The organism is Citrobacter sp. C1, from assembly GCF_014596895.2.
Lineage (GTDB): Bacteria > Pseudomonadota > Gammaproteobacteria > Enterobacterales > Enterobacteriaceae > Citrobacter > Citrobacter gillenii.
The window spans coordinates 3,426,560-3,444,600 of record NZ_CP115035.1; the positions used below are offsets into that span (position 1 = coordinate 3,426,560).

General features: G+C 54.2%; 13 protein-coding genes. 6 read left to right on the forward strand and 7 right to left on the reverse strand.

Annotated elements, in window-relative coordinates; genetic code table 11:
- Nucleotides 1-26: 26 nt before the first annotated feature.
- A complete protein-coding gene (glgP, locus tag IB214_RS16640) occupies nucleotides 27-2,477 on the reverse strand; it encodes a glycogen phosphorylase (RefSeq protein ID WP_117341691.1) in 2,451 nt (816 codons plus the stop codon).
- Between the two features lie 471 nt (nucleotides 2,478-2,948).
- Here glgP and rimO point away from each other — a divergent pair, with 471 nt between their 5' ends.
- The gene (gene rimO / locus IB214_RS16645; RefSeq protein ID WP_115258973.1) at nucleotides 2,949-4,256 is read left to right on the forward strand and encodes a 30S ribosomal protein S12 methylthiotransferase RimO; all 1,308 of its coding nucleotides are present in this window, start codon (nucleotides 2,949-2,951) and stop codon (nucleotides 4,254-4,256) included.
- A gap of 59 nt (nucleotides 4,257-4,315) precedes the next feature.
- Here the strand turns inward: rimO and gsiD are convergent, their stop codons facing one another.
- The 5 genes from gsiD to iaaA are packed head-to-tail and all read right to left on the reverse strand — an operon-like array spanning nucleotide 4,316 to nucleotide 10,583.
- On the reverse strand, nucleotides 4,316-5,227 hold the full coding sequence (gene gsiD, locus IB214_RS16650) for a glutathione ABC transporter permease GsiD (RefSeq protein ID WP_096757731.1): 912 nt from the start codon (nucleotides 5,225-5,227) through the stop codon (nucleotides 4,316-4,318).
- 2 nt (nucleotides 5,228-5,229) lie between these two features.
- Nucleotides 5,230-6,150 (reverse strand): glutathione ABC transporter permease GsiC, encoded by a 921-nt coding sequence (gene gsiC / locus IB214_RS16655; protein WP_096757732.1) that lies wholly within the window; start codon nucleotides 6,148-6,150, stop codon nucleotides 5,230-5,232.
- A 47-nt stretch (nucleotides 6,151-6,197) separates the two neighbouring features.
- Nucleotides 6,198-7,736: a glutathione ABC transporter substrate-binding protein GsiB gene (gsiB, locus tag IB214_RS16660; RefSeq protein WP_117341689.1), complete on the reverse strand. Its 1,539-nt coding sequence runs from the start codon at nucleotides 7,734-7,736 to the stop codon at nucleotides 6,198-6,200.
- Nucleotides 7,737-7,759: 23 nt separating this feature from the next.
- Entirely contained in the window at nucleotides 7,760-9,631 is a 1,872-nt protein-coding gene (gene gsiA, locus IB214_RS16665) for a glutathione ABC transporter ATP-binding protein GsiA (protein WP_117341688.1), read from the reverse strand.
- The gene (gene iaaA, locus IB214_RS16670; RefSeq protein WP_117341687.1) at nucleotides 9,618-10,583 is read right to left on the reverse strand and encodes a beta-aspartyl-peptidase; all 966 of its coding nucleotides are present in this window, start codon (nucleotides 10,581-10,583) and stop codon (nucleotides 9,618-9,620) included. The genes gsiA and iaaA overlap by 14 nt, the downstream gene beginning before the upstream one ends.
- Nucleotides 10,584-10,784: 201 nt before the next feature.
- Here iaaA and moeA point away from each other — a divergent pair, with 201 nt between their 5' ends.
- Together moeA and moeB are read left to right on the forward strand one after the other, a co-directional pair.
- On the forward strand, nucleotides 10,785-12,020 hold the full coding sequence (moeA, locus tag IB214_RS16675) for a molybdopterin molybdotransferase MoeA (protein WP_117341686.1): 1,236 nt from the start codon (nucleotides 10,785-10,787) through the stop codon (nucleotides 12,018-12,020).
- Entirely contained in the window at nucleotides 12,020-12,769 is a 750-nt protein-coding gene (gene moeB, locus IB214_RS16680; RefSeq protein ID WP_096757738.1) for a molybdopterin-synthase adenylyltransferase MoeB, read from the forward strand. Before moeA ends, moeB begins: the two co-directional genes overlap by 1 nt.
- A gap of 86 nt (nucleotides 12,770-12,855) precedes the next feature.
- On the opposite strand, the gene fsa is transcribed toward moeB, so the two are convergent.
- The gene (gene fsa, locus IB214_RS16685; protein WP_117341685.1) at nucleotides 12,856-13,518 is read right to left on the reverse strand and encodes a fructose-6-phosphate aldolase; all 663 of its coding nucleotides are present in this window, start codon (nucleotides 13,516-13,518) and stop codon (nucleotides 12,856-12,858) included.
- A gap of 132 nt (nucleotides 13,519-13,650) precedes the next feature.
- Here fsa and IB214_RS16690 point away from each other — a divergent pair, with 132 nt between their 5' ends.
- The 3 genes from IB214_RS16690 to IB214_RS16700 all read left to right on the forward strand — a co-directional run bounded on the left by IB214_RS16690 (nucleotide 13,651) and on the right by IB214_RS16700 (nucleotide 18,004).
- Entirely contained in the window at nucleotides 13,651-14,550 is a 900-nt protein-coding gene (locus IB214_RS16690) for a glycyl-radical enzyme activating protein (RefSeq protein WP_117341684.1), read from the forward strand.
- A gap of 5 nt (nucleotides 14,551-14,555) precedes the next feature.
- Nucleotides 14,556-16,988, forward strand: a complete 2,433-nt coding sequence (locus tag IB214_RS16695) for a formate C-acetyltransferase/glycerol dehydratase family glycyl radical enzyme (protein ID WP_117341683.1) — start codon at nucleotides 14,556-14,558, stop codon at nucleotides 16,986-16,988.
- A gap of 200 nt (nucleotides 16,989-17,188) precedes the next feature.
- The gene (locus IB214_RS16700; RefSeq protein WP_117341682.1) at nucleotides 17,189-18,004 is read left to right on the forward strand and encodes a Cof-type HAD-IIB family hydrolase; all 816 of its coding nucleotides are present in this window, start codon (nucleotides 17,189-17,191) and stop codon (nucleotides 18,002-18,004) included.
- Nucleotides 18,005-18,041: the final 37 nt, after the last annotated feature.

Sequence of the window (18,041 nt, forward strand, 5' to 3'; positions counted from 1 at the left end):
GGGAGAACACCCGTTGTGATTAAGGGTTAGACATGGATCCGGGTAATACGCCAAATATTATTGGCGTATTCCTGTACCGTTCTGTCCGACGAGAAGTACCCCATATTGGCAATATTATGCAGCGTTTTCGTCGTCCACTCACGGGGAGTACGATACAACTCATCCACAGAGTCCTGGCAATCAACATAGCGGCGATAATCCGCTAACACCTGATAATGGTCACCAAAGTTGATCAATGAATCGAGGATGTTGCGATACCGCCCAGGCTCCTGTGGACTAAACAGGCCGGTGCCAATTTGCGTCAGTGCCTGATGCAGTTCGGCATCATTCTCAAAAATCGTTCTTGGGTTATAGCCGTCACGTCGTAAGGCGTCGACTTCCTGCGCCGTATTACCAAAGATAAAGATGTTATCTTCGCCGACATATTCCTGCATTTCAATATTCGCCCCGTCCAGCGTGCCAATGGTCAACGCACCATTTAAGCCAAACTTCATATTGCTGGTACCGGAAGCCTCGGTCCCTGCCAGTGAAATTTGCTCGGAAAGGTCCGCCGCCGGAATAATTAGCTGCGCCAGGCTGACGCTGTAATCCGGGATAAACACCACCTTCAGCTTGCCGCCGATTTGTGGATCGTTATTCACCCGCTGTGCCACGTCATTTATTAAGCGAATAATCTGTTTCGCCATGTGGTACGACGAAGCAGCCTTACCGGCAAAGATATTCACACGAGGAACCCAGTTTTCATTCGGTGCAGCTTTAATACGGTTGTAGCGTGTAATCACGTGGAGTACGTTCAATAATTGACGCTTGTACTCGTGGATACGCTTCACCTGTACATCAAACAGGGCCGCAGGATCCACCACCACCCCGTACTGGGTGGCAATATGGTGCGCCAGCCGCTGTTTATTTTTGTGCTTCGCGCGATGCACCGCGTCGTTCACGCTTGGATAATCAATATACTGTTTCAGATCAGCAAGCTGCATCAGGTTAGTGCGCCAGTTCTGACCGATATTCTCATCCAGTACGTTTGCCAGCGGCGGGTTCGCCAATGCCAGCCAGCGACGGGCCGTCACGCCATTCGTGACATTAGTAAACCGCATCGGGAAGATACGCGCAAAATCAGCAAACAGTGATTCCGTCATCAATTTTGAATGTAATGCCGACACGCCGTTCACTTTATGACTGACCACGACGGCCAGCCAGGCCATCCGCACCACCCGGCCATGCGATTCATCAATTAACGAGACCCGTTTAAGCAGCTCACTGTCATCATGATATTTATCCGCCACGGATTTCAGGAAGCGATCGTTAATTTCAAAAATAATTTGCAAATGGCGCGGCAGGATCCGGCTCAGCATCTCTACCGGCCATGTTTCCAGCGCTTCACTCATCAAGGTGTGGTTGGTATAGGAGAAAATCTGACAAGTCACGTCAAACGCATCATCCCATGCAAATTGATGATTGTAGATTAACAGACGCATCAATTCCGGGATCGCCAGAACCGGGTGGGTATCATTAAGGTGAATCGCGATTTTATCAGCCAGATTATGATAAGTTTTGTGCAGTTGATAATGCCGGCTCAATATGTCCTGAATGGTCGCTGAGGCCAAAAAATAAGCCTGGCGTAGGCGCAGCTCGCGCCCGGCGTCGGTGGAGTCATCCGGGTACAGCACCCGCGAGATCTTTTCAAAATGGTATTTGTTTTCCACTTCAACGGTAAAATCATCATTCAGATTTACTTTGCCTGAATTGACTTCACTATTAACCTGCACATTCCACAAGCGCAATGTATTGGTGCTGTCGGTGTTATAACCTGGGACAATCTGGTCATGCGCTACGGCCAGAATATCCTCGGTCTCAATCCAGCGGACTTTGCTGCCTTCCTGCTGAACACGACCGCCAAAGCGCACTTTATAGTGGGTATTATGACGCTTAAATTCCCACGGATTTCCGTATTCTAGCCAATAGTCCAGCGACTCCTTCTGCACCCCATTAACGATATTTTGTTTGAACATACCGTAGTTGTAACGGATACCGTAACCGCATCCCGGTAAACCCAACGTGGCCAGCGAGTCAAGGAAACAGGCCGCCAGACGTCCGAGACCACCATTGCCAAGCCCTGGATCGTTTTCTTCGTCAATCAGCTCTTCCAGATCCAGCCCCATGGCCTCGAGCGCGCTGTTCACTTCGTCATAAATCCCCAGAGACAGCAGCGCATTCGACAATGTACGCCCAATCAGAAACTCCATCGACAGGTAATAAACCTGACGGGCATCCTGAGAGAATTGCGCCCGGTTTGAACGATGCCAGCGTTCAACCATGCGATCGCGCACGGCATATAGCGTAGCGTTTAACCATTCACGTTTAGTGGCAATGGCCGGATCTTTACCAATGGTAAATAAGAGTTTATTGGCAATATCATCCCTGAGTTTATCAACATCAATTTCGGCGGCTGTAGGAAGTGGGGAAATATACATATCAGCGTGACCTCGCAGAATCGGACAGGGGCAGAAAAATAAAATAAAAATAAAACACAAATAAATTTATGAGCGTTGATTCTTTTGCGGACTCACTTCATGACGAGTAATAGAATGAAGTTCATTCATTAATAAGCGCCAGCTTAAACCAGTGGCGAGCGAAATATAATACAAGCTCACGCCATTAGCATAAAGGGTTCTCGCCATTTTAAGTTTTGACTGCAAAGAAATATCTTTCAAATTTAACCTCATGAATAACGCTCGACATATTAAATTTAGAAGACTTCTTCTCTATAGCCAAGAAGTGACACTTAAAGCCGGAATTAGACTCTCTAAATACCTTGCTCCTGCCGATAAGCCAATTACCGGCACTCCCCATTTAGAGCGTCCGACTTATGAACATCAGAGATAGATGTCACGCGATGGCATCTGTATAATCTCCCGATTACGAGCAATGTACAGTATAAGAAAATGGCAAAAATTGGTTTTATTTCACTAGGTTGTCCGAAAAACCTCGTTGATTCTGAGCGCATCCTGACTGAACTTCGTACCGAAGGTTATGACGTGGTGCCGAATTACGACGACGCGGATATGGTTATCGTTAACACCTGCGGCTTTATCGACAGCGCGGTACAAGAATCACTGGAAGTGATTGGCGAAGCGCTGAACGAGAACGGCAAGGTGATTGTCACCGGCTGTCTGGGCGCGAAAGTCGATCAGATCCGTGAAGTTCACCCGAAGGTGCTGGAAATCACCGGACCGCACAGTTACGAGCAGGTTCTGGAACACGTTCACCATTACGTGCCAAAACCAAAACATAACCCGTTCCAGAGCCTGGTTCCTGAGCAGGGCGTCAAGCTGACGCCGCGTCATTACGCCTATCTGAAGATCTCTGAAGGGTGCAATCACCGCTGCACGTTCTGCATCATTCCGTCCATGCGCGGCGATTTGGTCAGCCGTCCCATCGGCGAGGTACTCAGCGAAGCCAAGCGCCTGGTTGATGCGGGCGTCAAAGAGATTCTGGTTATCTCCCAGGATACCTCCGCTTACGGCGTGGATGTGAAGCACCGCACCGGCTTCCATAACGGTGAGCCAGTGAAAACCAGCATGGTTGATCTGTGCGAGCAGCTGTCGAAACTGGGTATCTGGACTCGTCTGCATTACGTCTATCCGTACCCGCACGTCGATGATGTCATCCCGCTGATGGCGGAAGGCAAAATCCTGCCGTATCTGGACATCCCGCTGCAACATGCCAGCCCGCGTATTCTTAAGCTGATGAAGCGCCCAGGTTCGGTAGACCGCCAGTTAGCGCGTATTAAGCAGTGGCGTGAAATCTGCCCTGAACTGACCCTGCGTTCAACTTTTATCGTCGGCTTCCCGGGTGAAACCGAAGAAGACTTCCAGATGCTGCTCGATTTCCTGAAAGAAGCGCGTCTGGATCGCGTCGGCTGCTTTAAATACAGCCCGGTAGAAGGTGCGGGGGCCAATGCGCTGCCGGATCAAATCCCGGAAGAGGTGAAAGAAGAACGCTGGAACCGCTTTATGCAATTGCAGCAGCAGATCTCTGCTGAACGCTTGCAGGAGAAAGTCGGCCGAGAAATTCTGGTCATCGTCGATGAAGTTGATGAAGAAGGCGCGATTGGTCGCAGCATGGCAGACGCCCCGGAAATCGACGGCGCGGTGTATATGAATGGCGAAACCAACGTGAAGCCTGGCGATATCATCCGCGTGAAAGTCGAAAACGCAGACGAATACGATCTGTGGGGCAGCCGCGTTTAACTCATCGTCACCCAACAGTAGGCCGGATAAGGCATTTACGCCGTCCTCCGGCCTACTGTTTATCCTTTAATCTTCGGGTCCAGCGCGTCGCGCAGGCCATCACCCAGTAAGTTAAACGCCAGCACCGTCAGGAATATTGCCACCGCCGGGAATATCGCCACGTGTGGAGCAATCACCATATCCGCCCGCGCTTCGTTGAGCATCGCGCCCCACTCCGGCGTCGGTGGCTGAGCACCCAATCCCAGGAACGACAAACTCGCGGCGGAGATGATCGACGTCCCGATGCGCATGGTAAAAAAGACCACGATCGACGAGACCGTCCCCGGCAAAATATGGTTGAAGATAATGGTCGTATCGCTGGCGCCAATGCTGCGCGCCGACTCAATAAACGTCTGCTGTTTGAGCACCAACGTATTCCCACGCACCAGTCGCGCAAAGGCTGGAATGGAGAAGATAGCGACGGCAATTATCACGTTAGCAATGCCGCTGCCGAGCACCGCCACCACCGCTATCGCCAGCAGAATACCCGGAAAAGCGAATAGCACATCGCAGATACGCATAATCAACCGATCCCACCAGCCTTCGTAATAACCTGCCAGCAGACCCAACACCGTACCTATGGCCGCGCCAATAAATACGGCAAACACCCCTGCCGCCAGCGAAATTTGCGCGCCAACCAGCACGCGGCTAAAAATATCCCGCCCCAGCGAATCGACGCCAAACCAGTGCAACATCGACGGCCCATCATTGAGGCGGTCATAGTCGAAGTAATTCTCGGCATCAAACGGCGTCAACCAACGGGCAAATATCGCCACCAGGATCAAGGCCAGCACGAATAACCCGGCGATCATCGCCACACGCTGGCGACGAAAACGCCGCCAGAACTCGTGCCACGGCGTGCGGATCTGTTCAGGCTTAACGAGCGGCATTGCATTTAAAATCGCCTGTCGGCGCCAGTTAAAAAATCGCATCCTTACTTGTACCTGATAGCCGGATTAATGGCGGCATAGAGCACATCCACCACTAAGTTAATAAGAATAAACTCCAGAGAAAATAGCAGCACCTCGGCCTGAATCACCGGGTAGTCTCGCATTTCAACCGAGTCCACCAACAATCGTCCGAGCCCTGGCCAGTTAAAGACTTTCTCAACCACAATGGAGCCACCAAGCAAAAAGCCAAACTGCAGCCCCATCATCGTGACGACCGGGATCATCGCGTTACGCAAACCGTGTTTTAACACCACCCAGGTTTCACTCACCCCTTTTGCCCGCGCGGTGCGCATGTAATCTTCGCTGAGCACATCGACAAACGAGGCGCGGGTAAAACGCGCCAATACCGCTGCCACCGCCGCGCCCAGCGTGATAGAGGGCAGGATATAATGCTGCCAGGAATCCGCGCCCACGGTGGGTAACCAGCCGAGCTCCACGGAAAAAATCTGCATTAACAGCATGCCGAGGGCAAACGCCGGGAAGGAGATCCCGGTGACCGCCAGGGTCATACTCAACCTGTCCGGCCAGCGATTTCGCCATACGGCGGCGATGATCCCTGCCGTCATGCCAAACAAGACCGCCCACGTCATGCTGGCAATCGTCAACCAGAATGAGGGCATAAAGCGGCTGGCAATCTCTTCAGCAACCGGACGACGCGACACCATCGAGGTGCCAAAGTCACCTTGCAACACGTTCGTCATGTAATGCCAGAACTGAATATGCAGCGGCTGGTCCAGACCCAACTGCTGGCGCACCAGCTCAATCACCTCAGCGTCGGCCTCCGGTCCGGCAATCAACCGGGCCGGATCGCCTGGCAACAAATGAACAAATAAAAACACCAGCACCGCGACGATAAGTAGCGTTGGAATCAACCCCAGCAGGCGCTTGAAAACATAATTAAGCATCAGACTCCCTTCGGCGGCCCCCGCTGTTCAGGGGCCGAATGAATAGCTTATTGCAAATCCGCATCATCAAAACTAAATCCGGTGTCCGGCATAATCCAGAATCCGGTCAACTTGGTACTGTGCGCAGAGATCAGTTTCTCCACCACCAGCGGGATCCACGGCGACTCTTTCCAGATGATATCCTGTGCATCTTTGTACAATCGCGCTTTTTCGCTCGGATCGTTCGTTTGCAGCGCCGCGGCTAAATCGCTGTCCACCTGCTTGTTACTGTAAAACGCCGTATTAAACAACGTTGGTGGCCAGTTTTGCGAAGCAAATAGCGGTGATAATGCCCAGTCAGCTTCGCCCGTCGACGCCGACCAGCCGGTGTAGAACATCCGTACCCCGCTCTCTTTCTGCGCCTTACCTTCAACTTCTGCCGCCCGCTGTCCGGCATCCATCGCCGTCACCTGCGCCTTCACGCCGACCTGCGCTAACTGCTGCTGGGTAAATTGCAGCACTTTCTGCGCGGTGCTGTGATTATGCGATGACCACAGCGTGGTGGTAAAGCCGTTGGGATAACCCGCCTCTTTCAGCAACTCACGGGCTTTCGCCGGATCGTAAGGCCACGGCGTATAGCTTTGCGCGTAGGCTATCGCGGGCGGCAGCACGCCGGTCGCCGGTGTGGCGTAACCGGCAAATGCCACTTTTACCAACGCCTGGCGGTTAATGGCATAGTTCAGCGCCTCACGCACCTTCGGATTATCAAACGGTTTTTGCGTCACGTTCATGCTGATATAACGCTGCATGATCGACGGACTGGCAACCAGTTCCAGGTTTTTGTTCTTCGCCAGTAATGCGGCCTGCTCGTAAGGGATCGGGAAGGCAAATTGTGCCTCGCCGGTCTGCAACATCGCCGCACGGGTGTTATTGTCGGTCACCGGACGCCAGGTAATCGTATCAAGCTTCGGCAGGCCCTGCTGCCAGTAACCAGCGAACTTTTTCACCTTCACAAAATCGGTCTGATTCCAGGTTTCAAGCTGATAAGGCCCGGTACCCACCGGATGGAAGCCGATATCTTTACCGTATTTCTTCAGCGCCGCCGGCGATATCATTGCCGTTGCCGGGTGCGCCAGGATATTAATAAACGCCGAGAACGGCTGTTTCAGCGTGATCTTCACCGTCGTCGCATCAACGGCCTCGGTGTTAGCGATATTTTTATACAGGTTATAGCGTTTAAGATGATTTTCCGGATTGCTGGCTCGCTCAAGGTTAGCTTTCACCGCCTCTGCATTGAAATCGGTGCCATCCTGAAACTTCACCCCCTGCCGCAGTTTGACGGTATAGGTTAAGCCGTCATCGGAAACGGTAAAGCTTTCTGCCAGCACATTTTTCAGCTTCATCTCTTTATCAAGACCGAAAAGCCCCTGATAAAACGACTTCGCCACCGCCTGCGACAGCGTGTCATTCGCGTCATAGGGGTCGAGCGTAGTAAAATTAGACCCTACCGCCACCACCACGTCTTTAGCCGACCAGGCAGGGGACGCAGCCAGTGCAGAGGCAACCCCCAGCGCAACCAGCCATTTACGAGCAACAATTTGTCTCATGTTATTCTCCTGAACCCTGCCTGTTATAGACGCGAAAGCGCATTTTCCACCTGCGGACGCGCAACATAATGCCCCGGCCCCACTAACTGGAGTGAAACCGGGGAAATCTCTTCTCCGCGTTTGCGGATATTGCTGGGGATATCATCCGACAGCAGCACCCGCTGCGGCCGCTGATGAGAGGGATCGGCAACCGGAACCGCCGCCATTAATTTGCGGGTATACGGATGCTGCGGATTTTCAAACACCGCCCGACGGGGACCAATCTCGACAATCTGCCCCAGGTACATCACCGCCACACGGTGGCTGATACGTTCGACCACCGCCATATCGTGAGAAATAAACAGGTAGGCGATGCCCATTTCCCGCTGGAGATCGAGCAACAAATTAATAATCTGCCCACGAATCGAGACATCCAGCGCCGAAACTGATTCATCGGCAATGATCACTTTTGGATTGAGCGCCAGCGCCCGGGCAATACAGATACGCTGACGTTGGCCACCGGAAAACTCGTGCGGATAGCGCCAGGCGTGTTCAGGGAGTAGCCCCACCCGCTCCAGCAGCCAGGCGACCCGTTTTGCCGCGGCGTCCCCTTGCAGTAGCCCGTGCACCCGCAGCGGCTCGAGAATGGAATAACCTACCGTCTGACGCGGGTCGAGCGACGCATAGGGATCCTGGAAAATAAACTGAATATCCCGACGGAGCGGCTGAAGCTTGCTGCTGGCCAGCGTGTCTATCCGCTGACCGTTAAAGGTGATCTCCCCGTGCTGAGACTCCACGAGTCGCAACAACGCCCGTCCGGTAGTAGATTTACCACAGCCGGACTCCCCGACCAGCGAGAGCGTTTCGCCTGGCCACAGATCAAAACTGACGTTTTCCACCGCATGCACCTCGCGGGTCACGCGATTGAGAATGCCGCTGCGCAGCGGGAAACGCGTCACCAGATTACGCACCTGCAGGATCGGCTCGCCCGCCACCACCGTGTCCTGTTCAGTCTGCGGTTCACGGTGGTCGGGGTCCTGCAGCGAAATCAACGGAAAACGGCGCGGCAGTTCATGTCCGCTCATTGCCCCGAGCTGCGGCACGGCAGCCAGCAGCGCTTTAGTATAGGGATGTTGCGGGGCGTGAAAAATCTGTTCCACGCTGCCCATTTCTACAGCTTCACCCTGATACATCACCAGGACGCGGTCGGCAATATCGGCAACCACGCCCATATCGTGGGTGATAAAAATCACCCCCATAGCCATGTCCTGCTGTAATACTTTAATCAGCTGCAGGATCTGCGCCTGAATGGTGACATCCAGCGCGGTGGTCGGCTCATCGGCAATCAATACCGCCGGACGGCACGACAGCGCCATCGCAATCATGACCCGCTGGCGCATACCGCCAGAAAGCTGATGCGGAAAGCGCGATAAAATGGCCCTTGACTCCGGTATCCGCACCTGGTCGAGCATCCGTTTGGCCTCTTCCATCGCCGCCTCACGGCTAGCCCCCTGATGCAAACGAATCGACTCGGCTATTTGCTCGCCGACGGTGAACACCGGATTGAGCGACGTCATCGGCTCCTGGAAGATCATCGCGATATCCGCCCCGCGCACATGGCGCATCTGCGACGCGCTCTGTTCGCCCAGTTCAATCACCTGCCGGTTGCGTCGCCGAAGCAACATCTCATCGCAGTTCACCTCACCGCCCGCCTGTTCAATCAGGCGCATCAGTGACAGCGCGGTGACCGACTTTCCTGAACCGGACTCGCCAACAATCGCCAGCGTTTCCCCACGCTTGAGGCGAAATGACAAATTGCGTACCGCACTGACCCGCTTCTGCTCCTGCGCAAACGCAATGTTCAGATTGCTAACCGCCAGTACATCGTTGGCGTCAAGCTCATCACTGTGTGGCAACGGTATCTCCTTTTTCCCGGTAAATACCGGTGGTTGGCGTATCGCCAGCGTATCCCCAGGCACGGTACATGCCTTCACTGTTAAACGGTAAGGCCACGTTACCTTCATGATCGACGGCAATAAGCCCGCCGCTACCGCCGAGCGCCGGTAATTTTTCCATAACTACGCGTTCGCAGGCCTCTGACAAGCTCAGCCCGCCATAATCCATCAGCGCGGCAATGTCATATGCTGCCAGCGCGCGTATAAACACTTCCCCGGTTCCGGTACACGAGACCGCCACGCTGGCATTATTGGCATAACAACCGGCACCCACTAACGGGCTATCCCCGACGCGCCCCGGCAGTTTGTTGGTCATGCCACCGGTCGAGGTCGCCGCCGCCAAATTACCGTACTTATCCAGCGCCACCGCGCCAACGGTGCCCATTTTGCTGCCCTCATCCAGCGGCGTACCGCCGTGATCGAGCACCGTTTCCCCCGCTGTACGTGCGGCCAGTAGCTGAGCATACCGCTCTGGCGTCGAGAAAATATCCACACTCACGCGATCCATGCCCTGCGCATGGGCAAAATTCTCTGCCCCTTCGCCTATCATCATAACGTGCGGGCTTTTTTCCAGCACCAGACGGGCCGCGAGGATCGGGTTACGCAGGTGGCTGACGCCAGCGACGGCGCCCGCCTGCAGCGTATTTCCGTCCATCACGCAGGCATCCAGCTCATGGGTTTCATCACGGGTAAATACGGCGCCGATTCCGGCATTAAACAGAGGACACTCTTCCAGTAAGCGTACGGCTTCAGTCACCACATCCAGCGCGGTTTGGCCCGCCTCCAGCATTCGTTGCCCTACTTCAACGATATCTGACAATGCCTGTATATAACGCAATTCCTGTTCCTGACTCAGCTGCGCGCGGGTGATTGCGCCAGCGCCGCCGTGAATTGCAATGACTGCTTTGCCCATTTTTATCGTCCATTTAGGTGGCAGGAAACGTGGTTATAAATAGCAGAATTTCGGTGAGTTATTGATTCGATTTTCGAATATAGAAAGATGCAGACGTCATGTAAAGATAAAGGCCTGCACCTAAGACTGAGGTGGCATACTGTCTGCGTCTGTTTTCTGACATAATGATCGGATTCGATTTTGCCTCGCAGGAGTCTTCTCATGGAATTTACCGCCGGACTGATGCCGCTCGAAACGGCACTTTCACAAATGCTGTCGTCGATTACCCCACTCACCGCCGTTGAAACACTGCCGCTGGTGGAATGCTTTGGTCGCGTGCTGGCAACCGACGTCGTCTCACCGATTGATGTGCCGGGATTCGATAACTCGGCAATGGACGGTTACGCGGTGCGTTTAGCGGATTTGCAATCCGGTCTGCCGCTTGCTGTCGCAGGTAAAGCCTTTGCCGGTCAGCCTTTTCATGGGGAATGGCCTGCGGGAACCTGCATCCGCATTATGACCGGCGCACCGGTGCCCGCCGGCTGCGAAGCCGTGGTGATGCAGGAACAAACAGAACAAACTGATGACGGTATTCGTTTTACCGCAGAAGTTCGCGCCGGACAAAATATTCGTCTGTGCGGTGAAGATATTGCTCACGGCGCGGTGGTGTTTGCCGCAGGGACGCGTCTGACAACCGCTGAGCTCCCGGTGCTGGCCTCGCTCGGTATTGCCGATGTGCAGGTTGTGCGTAAAGTGCGCGTGGCGCTATTTTCTACCGGTGATGAGCTACAGCTGCCAGGCCAACCGCTGGGTGACGGCCAGATTTATGACACCAACCGCCTGGCCGTACACCTGATGCTGCAACAGCTGGGCTGTGAGGTCATCAACTTAGGTATTATCCGCGACGATCCTCACGCCCTGCGCGCGGCGTTTATCGAAGCCGACAGTCAGGCCGATGTGGTGATAAGCTCCGGCGGTGTATCGGTCGGGGAAGCGGACTACACCAAAACCATTCTCGAAGAACTCGGCGAAATTGCCTTCTGGAAACTGGCGATTAAGCCGGGTAAACCGTTCGCGTTCGGTAAACTGAGCAACAGCTGGTTTTGTGGCCTGCCAGGTAATCCAGTCTCTGCAGCCCTCACCTTCTATCAGCTGGTGCAACCGCTGCTGGCAAAACTGAGCGGAAATACCGCCAGCGGATTACCCCCACGCCAGCGCGTACGGACCGCATCACGCCTGAAGAAAACGCCTGGCCGTCTGGATTTCCAGCGCGGCGTATTGCAGCGTACGGCTGACGGCGAACTGGAGGTCACCACCACGGGTCATCAGGGCTCGCATATTTTTAGCTCCTTTAGCCTTGGCAACTGCTTTATCGTTCTGGAATGCGATCGCGGCAACGTTGAAGCCGGAGAGTGGGTAGACGTCGAGCCATTTAACGCGCTGTTTGGAGGCCTGTAATGGCAGAACTCAGCGACCAGGAGATGCTGCGTTATAACCGGCAAATCATCCTGCGCGGCTTCGACTTTGACGGTCAGGAAGCGTTAAAAGAAGCGCGGGTGCTGGTCGTAGGACTCGGAGGTCTTGGCTGCGCCGCAACCCAGTATCTGGCGGGCGCAGGCATCGGGCATTTAACCCTGCTCGACTTTGATACCGTGTCGGTTTCCAATCTTCAGCGCCAGACGTTGCATAGCGACGCGACTGTCGGGCAGCCAAAAGTGGAATCGGCACGCGATGCGCTGGCGCGGATTAATCCACATATCACCCTCACACCGGTGAATGCGCTGCTTGACGATGCTGCGATGCATGCGTTGGTTGTAGAGCATGACCTGGTGCTGGATTGCACCGATAACGTCGCCGTGCGCAATCAGCTGAATGCCGCCTGCTTTACGGCAAAAGTGCCACTGGTGTCCGGTGCGGCCATTCGTATGGAAGGACAAATCACCGTCTTTACGTATCAGGAGGGTGAAGCCTGCTACCGCTGTTTGAGCCGCCTGTTCGGTGAAAACGCCTTAACCTGCGTGGAGGCCGGCGTGATGTCACCGCTGATTGGCGTGATCGGGTCGCTGCAAGCGATGGAAGCCATCAAGTTACTGGCAAACTTCGGTAAACCGGCAAGCGGTAAAATCGTGATGTACGATGCGATGACCTGCCAGTTCCGGGAGATGAAGCTGATGCGAAACCCGGGGTGTGAGGTTTGTAGTCGGTAAAAAAGTCGGGTGGCAGCTTCGCCTTACCCGACCTACAACGGCTCGAACGTAGGCCGGGTAAGCGTTAGCGCCACCCGGCAACAGCATCAGATCGACGTACGTCCAAATGCGCTCTGCCAGTCGTGCGCAAATTTCGCCATGGCGGCATCCACGGCCGGGGAGCTAATTAGCTGCTGCGCCACATCCAGCGGTAGCGTAATGGCTTCACAGCCAGCTAACAGGCAGTCCAGCGCCTGACGCGGGGTTTTAAAACTGGCAGCCAGTACTTTGGCGTGCGGCGCGTGCATTTTCAGTAAGTTCTGTAAATCAACCACCGTCTGAATACCATCCCCGCCCTGCGCATCCACGCGGTTAACATACGGCGCTATGTATTCGGCCCCTGCCAGCGCAGCTAACAGCCCCTGTGCTGCACTGTAAACCGCGGTGCCCAGCGTTGGGATCCCCTCTTTCTTCAGCAGCTTAATCGCCGCCAGCCCTTCTGCGGTCACCGGTACCTTCACCACGATATCGGGAATCATTGCCCGCAGTTTATGCGCGTCGCTGACCATGCCCTCAGCGGTCGTTGCCATCACCTGAGCAAACAAACGCCCCTGCCCGCCAATCGCGTCATGCAGTTCCGGGAGTAACACCTCCAGCGCCTTTCTACCTGCCGCCACAATACTCGGGTTTGTGGTGACACCTGCCAGCGGAAAAATACGCGCCAGGGTTTTCACCGCATCCACATCAGACGTATCTAAATAGAGTTCCATAACCGTTCCTCAAACTGATCGTTAGCATGAATCAACGGTAGCACGACGAAACCGCGCGGTTAGTTGACTCACGTCAATATAACTTTCATTCGAAAGTAATTTAATCTTTATACGAAAGAAGAGAGGCCGCTTATGATTTTCAATATCCAGCGCTATTCCACCCACGATGGTCCCGGTATCCGCACGGTAGTCTTCCTTAAGGGATGCTCTCTGGGTTGTCGCTGGTGCCAGAACCCGGAGAGTCGTGCCCGTACGCAGGATCTGCTGTATGACGCGCGTCTGTGTCTGGAGGGCTGTGACCTGTGTGTTCAGGCTGCGCCTGACGTCATTCAGCGCGCCCTGAACAGCCTGCTTATTCATCGTGAAAAATTGACCGATAAGTCGCTCACCGCACTGACCCACTGCTGCCCGACCCAGGCGCTTACCGTCTGTGGTGAAGTAAAAAGCGTAGAGGAGATAATGTCCACCGTGCTGCGCGATAAACCCTTCTACGATCGCAGCGGTGGTGGGTTAACGCTATCCGGCGGTGAGCCATTTATGCAGCCGGAGCTGGCTGCGGCGTTGTTCAAAGCCAGCCATGAGGCGGGTATTCATACTGCAGTCGAAACCTGCCTGCACGTACCGTGGAAGTACATTGAACCTTCATTAGCGTACATCGATCTGTTTCTTGCCGATTTAAAACACATCGCCGATGCGCCGTTTAAGCAGTGGACTGACGGCAACGCCGCTCGCGTGCTGGATAATCTGAAAAAACTGGCCACTGCCGGAAAAAAAATGATTATTCGCGTGCCGCTGATTCAGGGCTTCAATGCCAACGAAGAAGCCATTAAAGCCATTACCGATTTTGCCGCCGATGAACTTCACGTCGGTGAGATTCATTTTTTGCCCTACCACACCTTGGGCATCAACAAATACCACTTACTCAGCCAACCCTACAACGCCCCGGACAAACCGCTGGATGCGCCTGCACTGCTCGAATTTGCCCAGCAGTATGCCAGCCATAAAGGTTTAACCGCGACCCTACGAGGATAACCGCCATGACCACACTGAAACTGGATACACTCAGCGACCGCATCAACGCACACAAAACAGCCCTGATCCACATTGTGAAGCCGCCGGTGTGTACCGAGCGCGCCCAGCACTATACCGAGATGTATCAGCAGCATCTGGACAAACCGATCCCGGTACGCCGTGCGCTGGCGCTGGCGCATCATCTGGCGGAACGGACTATCTGGATCAAACATGACGAGTTGATTATCGGTAATCAGGCAAGCGAAGTCCGCGCCGCACCAATCTTCCCGGAATACACCGTATCGTGGATTGAAAAAGAGATCGACGATTTGGCCGACCGGCCAGGAGCCGGCTTTGCGGTCAGCGAAGAGAACAAGCACGTACTGCATGAAATCTGCCCATGGTGGCGCGGTCAGACCGTACAGGATCGCTGCTACGGCATGTTTACCGACGAACAAAAAGGCCTGCTGGAAACCGGCATCATCAAAGCCGAAGGCAACATGACTTCCGGCGATGCGCACCTGGCAGTGAACTTTCCGCTGCTGCTGGAAAAAGGCCTTGATGGTCTGCGTCATAAAGTCGACGAGCGTCGTTCGCGCATTAACCTGACCTGCCTGGACGATCTCCATGGCGATCAGTTCCTGAAAGCCATTGATATCGTACTGGATGCCGTCAGCCTGCATATCGAACGTTTCGCCAGCCTGGCACGTAAAATGGCAGCAACTGAAACCCGTGAAAGCCGTCGCGATGAGCTGCTGGCAATGGCAGAAAACTGCGATGTCATCGCCCACGAACCGCCAAAAACCTTCTGGCAGGCACTGCAACTGTGCTATTTCATCCAGCTTATCCTGCAAATCGAATCGAACGGTCACTCGGTGTCGTTTGGCCGCATGGACCAGTATCTCTACCCGTTCTATCGTCGCGACGTGGAGCTGAACCAGACGCTGGACCGCGAGCACGCCATTGAGCTGCTGCACAGCTGCTGGTTGAAGCTGCTGGAAGTGAACAAAATCCGCTCCGGCTCCCACTCGAAAGCATCCGCGGGCAGCCCGCTGTATCAAAACGTCACTATCGGTGGTCAGAATCTGGTCAACGGCCAGCCAATGGACGCGGTCAATCCGCTCTCCTATGCCATTCTGGAGTCCTGCGGTCGTCTGCGTTCAACCCAGCCGAATCTCAGCGTGCGTTATCACGCCGGGATGAGTAACGATTTCCTTGATGCCTGCGTGCAGGTCATTCGCTGCGGCTTTGGCATGCCGGCGTTTAACAACGATGAAATTGTTATCCCGGAATTCATTAAGCTGGGTATTGAGCCGCAGGATGCCTACGACTACGCAGCCATTGGCTGCATCGAAACCGCCGTGGGCGGGAAATGGGGTTACCGCTGCACCGGCATGAGCTTTATTAACTTTGCCCGTGTGATGCTGGCCGCGCTGGAAGGTGGTCGCGATGCCACCAGCGGTAAGGTGTTCCTGCCGCAGGAAAAGGCGCTCTCTGCGGGTAACTTCCACAACTTCGACGAGGTGATGACCGCCTGGGATACTCAGATCCGCTACTACACGCGTAAATCCATCGAGATTGAGTATGTGGTTGATACCATGCTGGAAGAAAACGTCCACGACATCCTGTGCTCTGCGCTGGTGGATGATTGCATTGAGCGGGCGAAGAGCATTAAACAGGGCGGCGCAAAATATGACTGGGTATCCGGTTTGCAGGTCGGGATTGCTAACCTTGGCAACGGTCTGGCTGCCGTGAAAAAGCTGGTCTTCGATCAGGGTGTTATCGGTCAGCAGCAGCTGGCGGCAGCCCTGGCAGATGACTTTGCAGGCCTCACGCATGAACAATTACGCCAGCGTCTGATCAACGGCGCACCGAAGTACGGTAACGATGATGACAGCGTCGACACCCTGCTGGCCCGCGCTTACCAGACCTATATCGACGAACTGAAGCAATATCATAATCCGCGTTACGGTCGCGGTCCGATCGGTGGTAACTATTACGCCGGAACTTCCTCCATCTCGGCAAACGTACCGTTTGGCGCGGCAACAATGGCAACGCCGGATGGCCGTAAAGCGCATACCCCACTGGCAGAAGGCGCCAGCCCGGCCTCCGGTACCGACCATCTCGGTCCAACGGCGGTGATTGGCTCAGTGGGCAAGTTGCCGACCGGCGCGATCCTCGGCGGGGTGCTGTTAAACCAGAAGCTGAATCCGGCTACACTGGAAAATGAATCCGATAAGCAAAAGTTAATGATCCTGCTGCGTACCTTCTTTGAAGAGCACAAAGGCTGGCATATTCAGTACAACATCGTCTCTCGTGAAACGCTGCTGGAAGCGAAAAAACACCCAGATCAGTACCGTGACCTGGTGGTGCGTGTAGCTGGCTACTCCGCCTTCTTCACTGCCCTGTCTCCGGATGCGCAGGACGATATCATCGCCCGAACAGAGCATATGCTGTAATTTCCCGTAGGCCGGATAAGATGTTTTTGCGTCGCTATCCGGCAGCGATACCGCCTCAATGCCGGATGGCGCTGACGCTTATCCGGCCTACAACTGTGCTGTAATAGGCGACGGGGAAACTTTCATTCGAAATTAAATTTGTGCCACAGGTCACATTGTTATTAGAATGTTTCTGGTTGCAGTGAAAGCCAGGAGCATATATGACCATCAACGTTATCGTCACCGACATGGACGGTACTTTTCTCGACGATGCCAAGCAGTACGATCGCCAGCGATTTATGGCGCAGTATCAGCAATTGAAAAAACGAGATATTGAATTTGTCGTGGCCAGCGGCAACCAGTATTACCAGTTGATCTCCTTTTTCCCTGAACTCAAAGACGAAATCTCTTTTGTCGCAGAGAACGGCGCGCTGGTGTATGAACACGGCAAACAACTTTTTCATGGTGAACTTACCCGCCACGAATCCCGTATTGTCATCGGCGAGTTATTGAAGGATAAGCAGCTGAATTTTGTCGCCTGCGGACTGCAAAGCGCCTACATCAGCGAAAATGCCCCGGAGGCATTTGTGGCGCTGATGTCAAAACACTACCATCGCCTGAAACCGGTTAAGGACTTTCAGGACATCGATGATGTGCTGTTCAAGTTCTCACTGAATTTACCTGATGGGCAAATCCCGTTGGTTATTGACCATTTGCATACAGCCCTCGACGGTATCATGAAGCCGGTGACCAGCGGGTTTGGCTTTATCGATCTGATAATCCCAGGTTTACATAAAGCCAACGGTATCAGCCGCCTGCTTAAACGCTGGAACCTGTCACCGCAGAATGTAGTTGCCATTGGTGATAGCGGCAACGATGCGGAAATGCTGAAAATGGCACACTATTCCTTTGCCATGGCTAATGCCGCCGACAGCATTAAAGCAATTGCCCGCTACCAGACCGATGACAACAATCATCAGGGCGCACTGAACGTGATTCAGGCCGTACTCGACAACACCTCACCGTTTAACGGCTGACATAAACCCGGAGTCCGTACTCCGGGTTTTACATCCC

Coding starts and splice junctions, on each gene's coding strand:
- iaaA (WP_117341687.1), bottom strand. CDS start 10,583: ATGGGCAAAGCAGTCATTGCAATTCACGGCGGCGCTGGCGCAATCACC.
- gsiB (WP_117341689.1), bottom strand. CDS start 7,736: ATGAGACAAATTGTTGCTCGTAAATGGCTGGTTGCGCTGGGGGTTGCC.
- IB214_RS16695 (WP_117341683.1), top strand. CDS start 14,556: ATGACCACACTGAAACTGGATACACTCAGCGACCGCATCAACGCACAC.
- IB214_RS16690 (WP_117341684.1), top strand. CDS start 13,651: ATGATTTTCAATATCCAGCGCTATTCCACCCACGATGGTCCCGGTATC.
- fsa (WP_117341685.1), bottom strand. CDS start 13,518: ATGGAACTCTATTTAGATACGTCTGATGTGGATGCGGTGAAAACCCTG.
- glgP (WP_117341691.1), bottom strand. CDS start 2,477: ATGTATATTTCCCCACTTCCTACAGCCGCCGAAATTGATGTTGATAAA.
- IB214_RS16700 (WP_117341682.1), top strand. CDS start 17,189: ATGACCATCAACGTTATCGTCACCGACATGGACGGTACTTTTCTCGAC.
- gsiC (WP_096757732.1), bottom strand. CDS start 6,150: ATGCTTAATTATGTTTTCAAGCGCCTGCTGGGGTTGATTCCAACGCTA.
- moeA (WP_117341686.1), top strand. CDS start 10,785: ATGGAATTTACCGCCGGACTGATGCCGCTCGAAACGGCACTTTCACAA.
- gsiD (WP_096757731.1), bottom strand. CDS start 5,227: ATGCGATTTTTTAACTGGCGCCGACAGGCGATTTTAAATGCAATGCCG.
- rimO (WP_115258973.1), top strand. CDS start 2,949: ATGGCAAAAATTGGTTTTATTTCACTAGGTTGTCCGAAAAACCTCGTT.
- moeB (WP_096757738.1), top strand. CDS start 12,020: ATGGCAGAACTCAGCGACCAGGAGATGCTGCGTTATAACCGGCAAATC.